General features: G+C 67.3%; 5 protein-coding genes. All 5 read right to left on the bottom strand.

Translation table 11 applies throughout. The annotated features are described in order from the left end of the window. Positions 1-41 precede the first annotated feature (41 nt). Genes mads8 through mads2 form a run of 5 tightly spaced genes read right to left on the bottom strand, consistent with a single transcriptional unit; the run spans position 42 to position 15,277 of the window. Entirely contained in the window at positions 42-5,726 is a 5,685-nt protein-coding gene (gene mads8 / locus BUE44_RS38905) for a methylation-associated defense system ATP-binding protein MAD8 (protein WP_073502027.1), read from the bottom strand. Next, entirely contained in the window at positions 5,723-7,396 is a 1,674-nt protein-coding gene (gene mads7, locus BUE44_RS29260) for a methylation-associated defense system protein MAD7 (protein WP_073502026.1), read from the bottom strand. Before mads7 ends, mads8 begins: the two co-directional genes overlap by 4 nt. Continuing rightward, positions 7,387-11,715, bottom strand: coding sequence for a methylation-associated defense system protein kinase MAD6 (mads6, locus tag BUE44_RS29255; RefSeq protein ID WP_079190184.1), 4,329 nt, complete (start codon positions 11,713-11,715; stop codon positions 7,387-7,389). Before mads6 ends, mads7 begins: the two co-directional genes overlap by 10 nt. Continuing rightward, positions 11,715-13,139, bottom strand: a complete 1,425-nt coding sequence (gene mads5 / locus BUE44_RS29250; protein ID WP_073502025.1) for a methylation-associated defense system restriction endonuclease subunit S MAD5 — start codon at positions 13,137-13,139, stop codon at positions 11,715-11,717. Before mads5 ends, mads6 begins: the two co-directional genes overlap by 1 nt. Then, positions 13,136-15,277 carry a methylation-associated defense system DNA methyltransferase MAD2 gene (mads2, locus tag BUE44_RS29245; RefSeq protein WP_079190183.1) on the bottom strand — a complete coding sequence of 714 codons (2,142 nt, stop codon included), beginning with the start codon at positions 15,275-15,277 and terminating at the stop codon, positions 13,136-13,138. The genes mads5 and mads2 overlap by 4 nt, the downstream gene beginning before the upstream one ends. Between the last annotated feature and the right edge of the window lie 261 nt (positions 15,278-15,538).

Here is a 15,538-nt window from a genome sequence, read left to right as displayed (position 1 = left end):
CGAAATGCGGTGCTTCGGTTTCTTCCTGTGGCTGAGGTCGACTATTGTCCTCCGCCGGCCGTCTTGGTTGCCCCACCGTGCTTGGTCACGCGCGGGCGGCATCGGATCCGTACGGCCCCGTGAGTGAACGCCGGGTCGGTGGCCTTGCTGGCCCACACGTATGCCTCGCCCGGCTGCAACCGCGACATCTGGTCGGAACTGAGGGTCGAGAGCGCGGCATTGGCCTTCTGTAGGTGTTTGAGCCACGCAGGGGAGGTGAACTTGTGCAGGATGACGTGGTCGGAGAGTTCGATTAGGGAGATCGGCACCGAGGGCGGGTCCTGGCTGGCCACCAGGATGCTCATGCCCTTGTGTCGCATCTCTCGGACCGACTCGACCAGCCCTGCCACCAGGTCCGGGCTGTCGATGTACTTGTGCGCCTCGTCGAATACCACCAGCTTGTTGAAGTGTCCGTGGCCGCTCCGTGCTTCGGCGAAGAGCTGCATCAGGACGACGAACAGACCGAGAGCCTCGTCCTTCTCGATGTACTCGTCACGGAGATCGACGATGATCAGACGGCCGGGGCGGATGAGATCGGTGAGGCGAACGTTGTCGTCGATGTAGTCCTCGGCGAGATTGAGGCGCTCCTGTGCCAGCTGCTTGACGTGGTCGGGCATGCCGGAGTCGGCCACCCCCTGCCGGATGACTTCCAGGGTCAGGTTGGTCCGGTTCGTGCGCATGATGCGGGTCAGCTGACGGATGTAGGTCGACTGATTGCCCACCGCCCCCATGAGGAAGCGCCACTGGGCTGCCTGGAGTTCGCCGGACGAAAAGGCCAGCGGCTGGACGTCGATGCCCGGGAATTCACGTTGCCGGTCGGCTACCTGACCGGTCGGAGCGAGGAGCAGGACATCCGTAAGGGGGTGCGGTTCGGCCCCGTAACGCTCCTTGAGGACCTCCAGTTGCGCCTGGTCCTCGTTGGGCCGCGCCATTGAGGTGAACTCCGGGGCGTAGCCCATAGTCCCGCTGTAGTGGAAGACCACGGTCGCCAGCGGGTGGGGTAGCTCGTTGATGGGCGGGGCCGGAAGCGAGGCCGCCTCGATAATGCCGCCCAGGGTGTAGCTCTTGCCGCTGCCCTGCACACCGAACAGGCTGATTGTGTGCGTCTCATAGAGGTCGAGCGCAATCTTCCGGCCCGCTACTTCACCGAGTACGCCGTGCTGCGGCGAGGGACGGGTAACACCGAGGAAGACCTCCGGGGGGCATCCGGCAGTGTGGGCGGGGGCCGCCTGTGCGGGTCGCGTATCGCTGGTCGGGGCGTCTTGGACGCCACGCGGGTCGAACATCGTGACGGTCCGGGGCTTTTCTTCACGGCCATCGGGTCCGGGGTCGACCGGCGGACCTTGAGGCGGCTCTGGGGAAGCCTGAGCGGGCGGTAGAGGACCCTGTGGTACCGAATCCGGCTGTTCTGATGCCTCCTGCACGGGCGCATCCGGGTAGGGCGAGCCCGCCTGCTCGGGTGACGGGGGTGAGGTGCCGGCGTCGTCCAGGTGCGCCGCTTGCTGGCCTTCGGCTGTCACCGGAGTGACCGCTGCCTGTCCCTGGGGTGGCGGGATGTCACTTGCCTCCTGGGCGTGCTTGGCGTGGGGAGCGCGGAATTTGGCGTCGGTGATCTTCGGTACCGCCAGCTGTACCAGTGCCAGGGTGGGTGCTGTGGCCTCGCCGTCGGCCTCTGGGCCGTCCTGGGGCGGTACGCCGGCGGACTCGTCGTCAGACACGAGCAGGCCCGGCCGTACGGTCGGAATCGCGTTGATCAGCTCGGTGATCAGGTCGCTGCCGATACGGTGGAACTCGAATCCGTCTTCGGTTTCCCGGTCGGTTCCGCCACGGGCGAGGTCGAAGATCAGGCCGCTGCGGGTGAAGCGGAGGCGGTAGCCGTCGTCGAGGCTGTCGAGCAGTGCGTGCGCCGCGGCCCTTGGGGCGCGACCCATGGTGCCGTGGCGGGCTGCCCGCTCCAGGTAGAAGCGGAGCATGGAGCCGAAGGTGAGGTTCTTGATCGGCCGGTCGACACGGTCCGGAGCAGTGTGCTGTGGGTCGAAGGACTCGGTGAGGACAGCTTCGCTGCGGGCCAGCTGCTGGGTGACCTTGGTCTTGAGCCGCTGATAGGCGCTGACGTCGTCTAGTGCGGTGGAGCACTTCACCTCGACGAGACGGCAGGTGACGGTTCGCCGTTCGGCGTCGAGGTGGAAGAGCGCCAGGTCGCTGCGCTGGAAGGACAGGGAGTCGCCGAGTTCTCTGGCCTGGCGCCGTACCTCTGCGTAGAGCTCGGGATGTGCGTCTAGGGGGACGACGATCTGGTTGTGGAGGGCGTCCTGGTAGTCGAGGTAGAGGCGGGCCAGGGAGAGGCCGAGGACCTCGGTGCGCTGGTTCGGCGCGGTGGAGGCCAGTTTGAAGGCGAGGTTGCCGGAAAGTAGGCGCAGTTGGTCGAAGAAGGTGTTGAGGTGCCGTTCTTCGACGTTTAGGCCGTGCTGCTGTGCGGTGGGTCCGAGCAGGGTGCGCAGTTCCTCCACCGAGTTGGAGCTCACCAGGATCTGGTGGCCGAGGCCGTTGTCGAGGGGGGGCGCGTAGTCGATGACGTACTCGGGCCTGCCGTGCTCTCCGGCGTGGTCGAAGTACTCCAGTCCGAGGGTCCGGTCGATAGTGATGACCCAGTCGCCCAGTTGGTGTGCCTGGTAGAGGAGCGCACGGGCGTCGTTGTCGAGGGACAGGGTGGTGCACGGAACGTTCCGCGGGGCCTGTCCTGCGGTGGCGACATTGGCTGCCGCTCCGGCGAGCAGGCTGGGCAGACGGCTCAGGAGCGTCGCGAGATCGTCGGCGTCCTCGGTGGGCAGAGCGGTGCCGAAGCGTGGGAGAGTGCGCCACACGATCTGCTGTTCGCTGTCCTCGTAGAGCGAAGATGTCGTTTGGACGAGGCCGTGGACCGGCGCGTGTGCGGTGTCGCGACGTGCGACGGAGCTGTGCTGTTCGCCGCCGAAGGCGTCGATGAGGACCGTGAGGTGCGCGTCGATTCCGCCGGCTGGCCCGTTGAACTCCTCGATGGAGCGGACGGAGTAGACGAGCTTGGCCTGGCGGGCTGCGCCCACGGTGTGCAGGAACGCCTCGGCTTCGGCTGGGGCGATCTGGTTCTGGGCACTGAGGAGTTCCCCCAGTGCAGCTCCGGTCTCAGGGGCTTCCGGGTTGGTTGCGCAGAGGCGGATGTCGTAGGTGAGGTCGCGGGTGGAGGCGCGGCGCTGCAGTTCGAGGAGGGCGTCGGCGACGATCTCCCCGCGGCCGGCGTTGACGACGTTCATGACGAGGGTGTGGACGTACGGGTGGAGCCGCACGTACCGCTCGATGCGGTCGGCGAGTGGTTTTCCGGAGAGCCCGCCGACCTCGCCGGCCGCGCGCGGGCCGGCGGCGGGCAGATGCAGTGCCTCGGAGAGCTGGCCGAGCAGGCCGCGGGGATCGGCGGTCTCGCTCGGAAGGTAGGCACCCCAGTACGGGGTGAGGTTGTCGGCGGCCACCATTAGCCGTCCGTCCTGCCGCGGAACGGCAAACGGGAAGCCGAGAGGTGACAGCGCCTCCCAGAACGAGTCACGGACGGCGATGACTCGCCGCTTCTCCTCGCCAGCGAGTCGCCCCGTCCACTCCTGGCCGAGCGCGGACCAGGTCGCGAGCCAGAGGGCACGCAGCGGATGCGTGGGCGAGACGAGCAGGACGGTGTCGCGTCGTCCCAGCCCGTCGGCGAGAGTCACAGCTGCGCAATCGACCTGCTGGATCCGTGCCAGCGCGGTGAGCGCGGTGCCGCGGGAGCCGTCGTCGGCGCGCTCGGCCTGAAGTGACTGCGCGGCCACCAGCTCCGCGTATGCCTCGGCGTAACCGGCGAGGTCCTCACGTACCCGCTCGAAGTCGGTGGCCTCGCTGACCAGCAGCTGAGACGGCTCCGTCCCTTCGTCGGCATGCCCGCCGAGCACCGTGAAATAGGCGCGCCGCGCGTCGAGGAAGACGTCATACGCCTCGGCGGCCCGTCCGGACAGGGCGTTGCGCAGGTCGTCGTCGGCCCCGGCGGGCATTTCGGCCGTGCCGTCCGGGTGGAGGACGAGGCGGCGCAACGAGGTGTCCTCGGAGCGTGCCAGCAGGTCCTGCTGGATCTGCACGAGCAGCGGGGCGAGACGGATCTCGGCGCTGCCGGCGGTGTGGACCCTGGCGTTCAGGATCCGCAGCGGACTGCGCGGAGTGGCAGGCTTCCAGCGGATGTCGGTGAGAGCGACCCGACCCGGGTCTTCACCGGCCGCCAGGGCATCGAATTGCAGGGCTCGCAACGTCTGGATGACGCCGTCGTAGCGTCCGGCACTGCGCTCCGGCGGTTCCTCGCTCTCGGCGTTGGGGATGACGTAGAAGCGTTCGCTCTCGCCACCGGGCAGTCCGTGTGCGGCCGGCGCTATGTCGAGCGCTTCCTCCGATGCGTCGAGCGGCGTGACCCGGACGTAGTGCCATCCCTCTTCCCAGTCGATCTTGTTGAGGCGGCGCAGCGGAGCCTTGTACTCGGGCTTGGCCCGTGTCCCCTTGGAGACGTGGGCGATCCGCCCGACTGGATCACCGCTCTCGGAGACGATCTCCACCCGGAACCGTTCCAGCCCCTCCACCTTCAAAGGGGAGGGCTGGACGGTGAACCGGGCTGTCAGCTCGCGTACACCTTTCTCTCCCGCCAGCAGGTAGGGCTGTCCCACCATTGCCTGGAGCGCGGGGTTGGCGGCTAGTTCCTCGGGGCTGTCTCCTGCGGCGGGCAGGCCGAGTTCCGCCACGTCGACGGAGATGGTGGCACGTTGCCGTTCGTCGATGCGCCAGTTGCCAAAGGAGAGGCCCCAGTTCTCCCGGTCGACGACGATGCGACGAGTCCATGCCACTGGGTCCTCAAGGCCGCAGCGGGTGGCGAACCCGGCGAGCCGGAAGGCGAAGTCGGTGTCGCTCAGTCCGAGGTCCAGGACTCGTTGTCGCTCCGACCGGTTGGAAGCGGTCAGCTTGTCGACCAGAGCCGCGTTCCGAGCAACACGCTCCTTCACGAGAGTGGGGTCGGTGAACAGGTCGAAGTCCGGAACCAGGCCGAAGTGGAAGGCGGCAGCCCCCGCGACCTGCTCGCGGTAGGCGTTCACCTGCAGCGTCAGAAGGTACGTGGCCACGGTTCGGTCGCTCATGGGGTGGCCTGAGTGATCACGCAGGGTGGTGAGCAGTTCGTCCACCCCGGGCCGCAGACGGTCCGGCACCTGGTCCAGAAGGTGCTCGGCCAGTCGGCTGTAGGCATCGCCCAGCGGGACTTCTTCGAACGTGGCGATGCCGAAGGAGTCCTCGGCGCTGACCCGCGTCCCCGGGGGAACGAAGACGAGGAGCGGGCCGGGGAGGATACCCTCGCCTTCCGTGCGGTTGCGGAGTTCGACCAGTTTGGTACTGGTGACCGCGACGTCGTGGAAAGGGCGGTCCGTGGCCAGGTCGTCGGCCGTGCCCAGGAGGCAGACGGTGGCGTCGGGGCCGAGCGCTCCGCGCAGGCGCCGCACCAGCGGTGCCGCCAACTCCGCCTCCACTTCGGTGACCCGCATGCAGTGTCCGGCACTCCGTTCGCCGACCAACTTGGCCAGCCGGGGTACCAGCACGTCTTCCAGTGCTTCCCGGAGGTCCTTGGGCGAGATCTCCGCCAGGCCGGTCACGCTCATCGGATTACGGCTCCCGTCGTCGCCCCGCTGCCGATGGTGTACCGGGGAGTGATGGTCTGGGTCAGGTAGGCGTCGGACATGTCCTGGTAGTAGCCGATCTCGCGGAGCCGGTTGAGAAACGCCGCAGAGTTGGCACGAAGCGCGGCCTGATCGTCCAGGTGGGCACCAAAGAAGCCGTCGGAGTGCGGCAGTTGGTCGATGTGGAGCCCGTACCGCTCACGCAGCAGGGCGAGAAACTCGTCCACCCGCATGGGCGCAGTGCCCAGGTTTCCGGACCCGTCGCCGCTCTCCCGGAGCAGGGACACCTGGAGAAGGACTTCGAGCAGCCGTGCGTCCAGGACGAACCGCCGGGCGGCGTTGTCGGAGCCGGCTCCGCTCCGCCCGCCGCGCGGCTGGGCGAGCAGGGCACCGGGGCGGTGCTTGAGCAGCAGCGAGTCGAGGCAGTCGACGAAGTAGCGGCGGTAGTAACGCCCCTTGTAGTGCATCAACATCTCGATGTACTCGTCAAAGGGGGAGAGGCCGAGCTGGGTGATCTGCTTCAGCTCGGCGGGGAGGTCCTCCTCCTCGTCCCGAACGCGGTTGACCCGCTGCAGGAAGAAAGCGTCGCGTTCCTTGGCGTAGGGCTTGCCGAGCAGCCGCAGGGATTCTTCCGGGGTGAAGTAGCTCCTTCCGCCGGGGCGGCTGAGCTTGTTGGTCTTGGCCGCGAGGTGCTCGGCGAAGTCGTCGAGCTTCTTCACCTGGTACGTCGCCTGGACGAACCGCGGGATCCGCCGATACCAGATGACGGCGCTCTGTTCGGCCAACGCGGCCACCGCAGTGCCCGGAGTGCCTTCGACGTCGAGGAAGAGCCGCACCTGGTACGGGCAGCGGTCCCCCGCGTCCGGTCCCTGGTGGCCCTTGCGGCAGGACGCGTCGACGGCCCCGGCCTCGACCACCGCTGGCAGCAGCTTCATCATCCGCAGGTGGTAGAGCGAGAGGTGGAAGGCGAAGAGGATCTTCAGGTAGTCCACGAGGACGGTGCGCGGCATGTGGTCCTGGTGATACAGCAGCCGCATGACGTCCTGGCACAGCTGCCGGGCCGGCTCGGCGCACAACGGCGGGTACGGGTTGCGGGGTTTCCCGGTGTCTGGCCGGTCCTGCATTTGCTTCCCTGCCAGCTCCACCAGATGCAGCAGCGCTTGCGTCTCGACATCGGTGCCCGGCCCCGGCGTGATCGCCCCGGTGGAGCCGTCCACGTCACTGAAGAAGAACTCCCTGAGCTGGGCCAGTGCGCCCTGGTCGGTGGCGAGCATCTCGTACAGCTGCTCGTCGGCCCCGTAGGGGCGGGACTTCCGGCTGTTGCGGAACCGGTAGGTGAATCCGTGCAGCGGCCGGGGGCTGGCCACCGCCTCGGTCGCCTTGCCCCGGTTGACCAGGTCCATCAGGTGAGTGGTGGTCCAGCGGGTGGTGGCCTCCCGGTCGAACCCGTCGAAGGCCTCGGGATGCTGCAGGAACAGCTTGACGAACATCTCGACGTCGAGGGTGTTGGCACGGCTGATCTTGCTGGGCATTCCCTGGTGCCACAGCCTGGCGAGCAGCGCGGTCAGGACGCGGTCCATGTCCAGCGTCTTGTAGTCGATCCGGCTGACACCGGGGTGGTGGAAGGTACCCAAGGATCCGGTCAGCGCCATGTCGTCTCCTCCACCCTGGCGGCGTACGCGTCGGCTGCCCCGTCGTCGCTGTCGCCGTCCCCGTCCGGTGACCCCGTCAGTTCTTCCATGTGCAAGACCGAGTCCTCGGTGCGGTGGATACGGCGCAGGTCGTACCCGTGCGTGGTGAGGAGGACTTCCTGGTAGGGGACGGCGGCCAGCCGGTTCTTGAACACGGCGAGAGCCAGCTGCTGTCCCTGCAGGTCGGCGACGGACGGACGGTAGCCCTGGGCGAACCGTTGGAGCAGCTCGAACAGGTCGAGCCGGATGTCCAGTTCGGCGCTCCCGCCGTTGCTTCGTGACGGGTCACGGTAGCTGAGGCGCAGGGAGGTGCGCCCGGACTCGATGTACGGCGAGACGGGCGCGTCACCGGGTTCGAGACGGAAGCCTTCGGCGGGGAACCGCCGGTAGCTGCGGATGGTGCCACCGGGCACGTCACGCACCTTCAGCGCAAGAGCGTTGCCGATGCGCCGGGGAGCAACCAGCCCCTCACCCCGGTTGAGAGCCTGCAGGATGCTGTCCCTTTCCGCGGTGCCGATGGATGACGACCTGGAGAGCAGGTCGATGAAATGCAACACCGAGGGATAGGGGAGCATCCGTTCGGCGCGCTGCTCATCGTGGAGTTCGAAGTAGAGCAGTCGGCGGGCCGCGTCCACATAGGCCCGGTGGGCCTCGGCCTGGGTTGCCCGGGTGGTGGCCGCTCTGCCTAGTTGCTGGAACTGCTGGTCGAGCAGGACCCGGTCGCGGTCGCCGCGGCCATCGACGGTGACGAGGGCACCGTCTTCGAGGAGTCCCGCGTAGTCGAGCCGCCTGTCGAGGCGCGGCTGGGGGGCAGTCGCCACATCGGCCTCGCGCAGCAGCGTGAGTAGCCGGTCACGTTCCTGCGGAGTGCCGTCGGGGGCTGGCGGGGCGCCGAGGTGGGCGGAGAAGTAGAAGCCGTCCAGGATCTGCCTGGTTCCGCCGGTCGCGTACAGCTGGTGGATCTCGGCGCAGTCCCGGCCGGAGGCGAGGGTGTAGGCGAGCGCGGAGCGCAGGTCGCGGAGGGTGATGTGAAGCTTTCCGCGGAGCTGGGTCAGTTCGTAGACGCGCCGCAGCCGACGCTTGGCCTGTGGGCCGGCGGCTGGGTGCTGGAAGGTCTGGGCGTTGTGCCGGGCGTAGCAGACGGCTGCGAGGTCGCAGTGCTCGCAGTCCTCCCAGAACCGCTCGTGGGTCATCCGGCCGACCATGCGCTCAAGCAGCGACTCCCCGTCGAGCGGCTGCTCGTCGGGCCCGGCCGGCCGGGCGGTGACGTCGCGCCCGTTGAGGTTGACGATGGCGACGGCCTGCCCGGTGGGCCGGCCCGCGAGGCCCAGGTTCGCCAGCTTGGCCAGGTGCGGATAGCGGTCGTGGTGGTGGCTGAGGAAGTCGACCAGGCGGCCCTCGTTGACGGCGATCAGCCGGGTCTCGACCGCCACCTGCCAGCCCGCCTCGTCGGCGCCCGCGAACGGCGCGAAGAACTCCTCCAGCACATCGTCGCCAGTGGTCTCGCCTTCGTCCTGGCTGCCGTCGTGGTTGCTGCTGAACCGGTGGCCGTCCAGAGTGAAGTCGCTGCCGTTGGCCCGCTGCGGTCCGAATGTGGCACCGAGCTCGCGGGCTTGGCGCTCGAAGCGCTCAAGGAAGGCGGTCTTGCCGTCGCCCGCGTTCCCGGTAACCACGACCAGCGCGTGCCGCCCTTCCCGCAGCGCGGGCACGAGTTCCCGGTCCAGGGCCGTGTCGACGTACACCGACATGGTTTGTGGGTCCAGGCCTCGGGTGCCGCGGTTGCTGCGTCGGCTCTGGCTGTACAGCGTTTGGAGGTGCGCGACGAACGGGTTGCTGTTCGGCTCGGGCTCGGAGGCCTGCCCGCCACCGTCCGCGGCAGGTGGAACCGGTAGCTGTTGGAGGCGAGCGGGCGCGGGCGTCGCGGGGGCGACGCGCGCGGAATCCAGCGCCTCCAGCGTGCGCAGAAGCTCCTCGGCCGTGGTGAACCGCTCGCCGCGGTACGGGGAGAGGGTCCGCAGCAGAATCTCGGCGAAGCCGGGCGACAGGTCCCCGAAGCCGCTGTACGCGGTGCGCGGGTCGGTAGGTCGAACGCCGGGCGACGGCTGCCCGACGCCTTCCCACGGGTACTGGCCGCCGGTCAGCGCCTCGTAGAGCGTGACGCCGAGCCCGAACAGGTCCCGGTCGGTGTACCCGGTGCCGTCGGCGGGGACCTGGTCCAGGTCGGGCGGGGTGTAGCGCGGGCTGGTGTAGGTGTGCCCCTCGGAGGAGTCCGAGGTCTTGGAGATCCCGAAGTCGATCAGCTTGACGCCGTCATCGGTCCACAGAAGGTTGCTCGGCTTGATGTCGCAATGCCACACCCCGCGCTCGTGGATGTGGCGCAGCCCCCGGGCCGTGTCGATCCCGAGCCGCAGCACGTCCGCCGCGCCCATCCGCCCGCCCCGGATCACCTCGCCTACGTCCTTGCCGTCGATGAACTCGAAGACAAGGTACGGGTATTCGTCCGGCGGCAGCAGCCGATCCGCGTCCACCATCGCCACCACGTTGGGGTGTGGCGCGTGCTGGAGGCGCTGCAGAACGTCCGCCTCACGGCGCAGCCGCTCCAGGACGGAGTCGCGATCCCGCAGGACCAGCTTCACCGCCCGGTCGAGGCTCCGTATCGTGTCGTAGACCCGGTAGGCCACACCGAACGAACCGGGGCGGCCGAGCCGGTTACGCACCAGGTACTTCGTGCCGAGCTGGAAGTCGGGCGACAGGTCCTTGTAGAACTCCGGGCCGCGCGGCCCGTCCGCCGCCTGCTGCTGAGCGCGAGCACCAGACGCGGCTCTCGCGGAGGATCCGATACGTCTCGCGGGGGCGTTTTGGGCACCCATCACCAGATCAAGTCGGCGCAGCGCCTCGACGGCGGTCGGCCTCTGCGCCGCGTCCGCTGCGCACAGCTTCTGCAACCAGTGGGCGAGTTCGACCCCGACCCCGGCGGCCTCCAGGCCACTTGCCGGAAGCCGTCCGGCGTCGGCCTGCTCGGTCGCCGAGGTGAAGGGAACCTCGCCCGTGAGGAGCTGGTAGCCGATGACGCCGACCGCGTAGACGTCCGCCTGCATGCCCATCGCCGCGGGGTCGGCGTGGCACTCGGGCGCCAGGTAGGCCCGGTCGGCGATCTGATGCGCCTCCAGCATCACCGTGTGAGTGCGGCGCTGCGCGGTCTTCGCGTACTCGAAGCCGGTCAGCATCGCTCGCCCGTCCTGCGCAATCAGGGTCGTGGACGGGCTCACCTCGCGGTGCGCGATGTGCCGGCTGTGCGCGTGGGCCAGTCCCATCAACACCTGCCTGATCGTGCGCAGCTTCGCGTCCGCGGTGAGCGGGTCTGCGGCCCCTGTCAGGTGCAGCTTGAGGGCGTGTCCGGGCGCGTCGTCGTAGACGGTGACTAAAGCATCCTGGTCCTCCTCGGCGAAGAAGTCCCGGACCCCGACGACGTTCGGGTGCGAGGGCAGCTTGCCGAGCGCCTCGTATGCGATGCCGATCCGCTTCTGCTGCAGCAGCCGCTCCGCCTCCGGGGCGTACGGGTCGGCCTTGCGGACCGCGAGCCGGACGGTGCCCGAGCCCTGTACGGCAAGGGCGTTCTTCGCTCGGTACTCGCGGACGATGCCGTCGCCGCCCTCCTCGGGGTCCGTCTCACCGAGCCGCTCGATCACCTCCCAACTGCCGAAGCGCAACGGGCCGGAGGGTGGCCTGGAGGATCCCTGGACCGTCTGCACGATCAGTTCGTGGTGCGCGGAGATGTCTGTGTCGAACCGGTTGGCGGAAGTGGGCACCCGGCTCGCGTCGGCGAGCCGACCGATCAGGTCGGGCAGGGTGACGGTGTCAAGCGCGTCCAACTGCTGGGATGTCAGGTCGACGAACAGCGCGTCGAGCGCAGGCAGGACTACCAGAGCGTGGGTGTAGAGCCGCGACAGCGGGCGGTGCGCTGTCTCCAGGATCGTCTTCAACTGCTTGGCGTGCCCGCGCAGCTTCGGCAGTGGGGAGCGGAACGGGGCCCGCCGGGACGGGTACCACCGCTTGCTGTCGGCCTCGACGCGGCCTCGGGTGCCCTTGACGTCGATGACATACACGGCATGCCCGGTGACCACGACGAGGTCAACCTCGAACAACTCGATGCGGTGGTGCGGAATTTCGACAGTGTGCAGGACCGTCCAGTCGTCGGGGGCATGATCACGCAGGTGCGCGATCACCCTCCGCTCGGCATCGTTGACGGCCTCCCCAACAGCAACGATCCTTGCACCCATCAGCCGATAGCCTCCTCGATGGCAGCGGTGAGCATCGCGAGCGCCTTGTCTTCGAGGACGTCGGCGCGGTCGCGCTTCTGGTAGGCCGCCCTGACGGTAGCGGCGATGCGGTCGCGGTCTGCGAGGGGCGCGAGAGGGATCGGGATCTCCGCGCGCAGACCCTCGTGGATATCCTGCTGCTTGCCGCCCGAGCTCAGGGAGCGGAGAAGACGAAAGGCCGCCTCGGAGCGGAAGAAGGCGAAGAGGTAGGCGCCGGGGATCTCGGGGTCGCCGCTTACCACGCGCAAGAAATGTTGTGTGTAGGCGTACTTGAGCCAGCTCCCGGTGATAAATAGTGGGCGGCAGAAGACTTCGTTCTCCCCGAGGGTTCCCTGCGCAGCAATCATGATCGACTCATCGCGCGCGAAGATCCCTGAAGGTGCTTGAGCAGCACTGATCCATCGCCCTTCAGGACGTAGCCAGAAACCTTGCCGCTGACCGACAAGTTGCACCCCGTGCTCGGGGTCACTGTCGACCCGTTTGAACCGCACCCCAGAACCTAGCTGTCCTCCAGTACAAATCTGGCCGAGCAACTTTCCTGGAGCAGAACTCAACTTCTCCATCAGCATTTGTGCTCGGGGTGAAAAATTCAATGCCCGCAGGGAAACGTGCGCCACGCTCGGAACCTCGAACCCGAGGTCCCGCTCCTGCTGATGCCACTGAATGTCGTTCAGCTCCGGCAACCCCACACTGTCGAAGAAGTCCCTGGTCGCGGACACCAGATCCGTCTGGTATTGCGCACGAAGTCTCGCACTGCTTTCCACCAGTCGGTGGATCCGCCCCTCAACCGCCTTGTCCAACCGCGGCACAGGAAGTCCGGCGATGTGATGTGGCTCGATGTGCTTGACAGCCGACCCGTATACCGACCCACGTACCAGCGACTCGCCGAACTGGCTGAGCAGAAAGGCGTACAAATAGCCGGACTTGATCTTGTTCGGGTCTGGTTCCACCTTGACAATGTCCTCTGAAGCCCAGCAATTGCCCATGTCAGGGCGTGCATAGGCCCTCCTGCCTGCGTTGAACCCCGAACGCGAGATCAGGGTCATGCCGGGCTTGACCTTGAGGTACGACAAGGCTGCCGATTCTGCATCAGACTTCCTCAGCCGCGGCAGCCCGGTGAGGTCGGCTGCCATCATGTCCTTGGTGCCGAGGAATGGGACGCTGTGCCGGGGATCGGTGAGGAAGACCCGACGGAACATAGGGCCGCTAAAGATGCCCCCGCTGTGCCCGGAAGTCAGGTTCGCCAGCGGCTCCGTGCGCTCCAGCCGCTCCAGAATCTTCTTCGCTTCCAGTGAGCCCGAGACATACGGGGAGGCATCGAGCCGGAGCCCCTGCTCCCTAAGCCAGTCGGACGTCACCGGGTTGGAGAGACTCGCGATCTTCACTTGCCCGCTCCCGCAGCTTCGCGCAGGTTTACCCCCGGTACCGGGTACTTCGCCCGGAACTCCCTGTACTTCTCCGCGATCACCGGCAGGTCGTTGTCGATGACCGGCTTGACGCGCTTCAGCGGCCGGGTGACTTCCTTGCCCCGGATGCGGAGCCGCTCCATCTTGACTGTCGTCTCCACCACGATGTCACCGTTGGGCTCGCGCTTATACAGCTCGTTCCCACGCCGGTCGAATCCGACCTTCTCCGCGACCGCCATGAAGACTGGGTATGGCTTCTCCGTCCGCAGGTCGAAGTTCTGGACTTCCTGCCGGGTCTTCCGCTTGAGAAAGAGCAGGGACGTAAGGATGTTGACGTTGGCGTCCACGATGAACGTTTCGACCGGAAGCTCCACGCTCGCCAGTACCCAGCAGTGCCTCAGGATGTACTGCCGGATTGCCTCATCCGTCGGACCCGGATTTGAGAGGATGCCGTTGGGTAGGACGATGCCGATCCGGCCGCCGGGCTTGACCCACTCGATGGCGCGCTGGATGAACAGTTGCTCGGGGGCCATGCTCGCAGGCGTGCTGGTCAAACTCGCTTCGATCTCGCCGGTCTCCTTGTTCCGTCCCCACGACTTGGCGAGGCCGTTGCGGAACTCGCTGAGGACTGACTCGTCGCTGACGGGGATGTCCGCGCCGAACGGCGGGTTGGTAAGGAGCACGTCCACTGTCTCGCCGAGGGGGATCTTCTTATTCGCCAGCTCCACCCCGGCGAGGTGGCCGTGGGGGAAGGCAAGGGAGTCCATGTGAAACACGTTTCCCGTGGTCTGCGCGAGGGTCATGATCGCCATGGTTGTCGCACGCACCAGGAACGGGTCGAAGTCTGCGCCGATCAGGTATTCGTCCGCGTACGCCTTGAGGCGGTCACCGTAGCGGTCCTTTTCCTCCTTGGTGTCGGGGAAGCCGAAGGTGCCGGCCTCCTTCTTCCAGGTGTGGCGCAGATGCTTGAGCGTGGCCTGGAGGAAGCCGCCGGTGCCGCAGGTGGGGTCGAGGACGGTCTCGTCTTCCTGCGGGTCGAGGATCTCCACCATCAGGTTGACCGCGCCGCGGGGGGTGAAATACTGGCCGCGGTCGCCGCGCAGGTTGATTCCGACGAGTTCCTGGTACGCAATGCCTTTGGCGTCGACGTCAGTACCGGTCAGGTCGTACGGGGCGAGCTCGCTGACAATGAAGGCGAGCGCCCGGTCGGAGAGGGTGATCTCGTCGGTGGGCTTGAAGACATCCTTGTACTCGCGCTTGACGTCCTCGAAAAGCTCCCTGACCCGGGCGCTGATGGCGGCCCGCCCGTCTTCGGCGAACATGTCCTTCAAACCGGTGCGGAACCGGCCGCGACCGGTGCCGCCGGTGACCCGCTCGTCGTACATTTTGGCGAACAGTAGGTAGAGGAACTGCCAGAAGGCGGCATCCTTCGGCATGCCCTCGTTGCCGTGGATGTAGTTGTGGCAGCGACGGAAGGCGATCTTGAGCATGTCGGGGTCGGCCTGGCGCAGTCGCTGGTGTGAGGCGACGGTCCGGCTGCCGAGGGTTCCCTCGGCGATCTCCCAGTCGCTGCGGTCCTCGAAGATTGCTCCGAAGTCGCGGACCACCTTCTTGAGGAAGAAGAAGTCGACCCCGTCCGTCCACATGCCGTCCACGCACTGGGGGCGGTCCTCGTTGCCCATCAGCTCCTCGAGTTCAGCGAGGTCATTTCGGGCCTGCTTCGGCTCACGCAGTTTGACCACGTTCTTGCCACGCTTGGGCTCGGGCTTGCAGACCACGACCCGGCGGAGGTTCGCCGTGGTGTGCGGGAGGCCCGATTCGAAAATCGCGATATCGGCCTTCTTGGAGCGCTTGCGGGTCGCCCCCTCTTCGCTTACCGTGACGGCAAAGTCGCGCGCCATGTCGTGCGGGTCGATCCCGTGCTCGTGGACCAGGGCTCGAGCGACCCGCTGGCGGACCTTCTCCTTCGGGGTCTCCTTGATCGCCTTGTCGGTGATGTAGTCGACGACCTGGCCCTCTTCCAGAGCCGTGACCTGGGGCTGGGTTTCCTCCGCCGCAGGCTGCGCGGCCTCCTCGGGCTGCTGCGGGATGTCCAGGTCCAAGGTCAGTTCCTTCATCGGCGTGCTGCTGCTTTCCCTGTGCTCGGTGGCTGCGGACGGTGCGCACTGCCTCGGGCTGGCCCCAAGTGCGGTGCCTCACGCCGACATAGTCGCCGCCTGCGATCCTACGGCTACGGGAGATCGCGGCGGCGCGTTCCAGCAGGCCCCGCCCTGCTTTCTCCGGCGATGCCGCGCGAGCCTACGACGTGGTACTGACAATGCCCGTTTGGCGATCGTCAGCCCAGCAGTTGTCCGGCCGCCCCGCTGCTACGACTGGAC

Source organism: Actinacidiphila paucisporea, assembly GCF_900142575.1.
GTDB classification, from domain to species: Bacteria; Actinomycetota; Actinomycetes; order Streptomycetales; family Streptomycetaceae; genus Actinacidiphila; species Actinacidiphila paucisporea.
This window is presented reverse-complemented; position numbering and strand designations above follow the sequence as displayed.

What these genes read in the sequence shown, in the direction of transcription:
- mads8 (WP_073502027.1), bottom strand. Translation starts at nt 5,726, where the DNA reads ATGAGCGTGACCGGCCTGGCGGAGATCTCGCCCAAGGACCTCCGGGAA.
- mads7 (WP_073502026.1), bottom strand. Translation starts at nt 7,396, where the DNA reads ATGGCGCTGACCGGATCCTTGGGTACCTTCCACCACCCCGGTGTCAGC.
- mads6 (WP_079190184.1), bottom strand. Translation starts at nt 11,715, where the DNA reads ATGGGTGCAAGGATCGTTGCTGTTGGGGAGGCCGTCAACGATGCCGAG.
- mads2 (WP_079190183.1), bottom strand. Translation starts at nt 15,277, where the DNA reads ATGAAGGAACTGACCTTGGACCTGGACATCCCGCAGCAGCCCGAGGAG.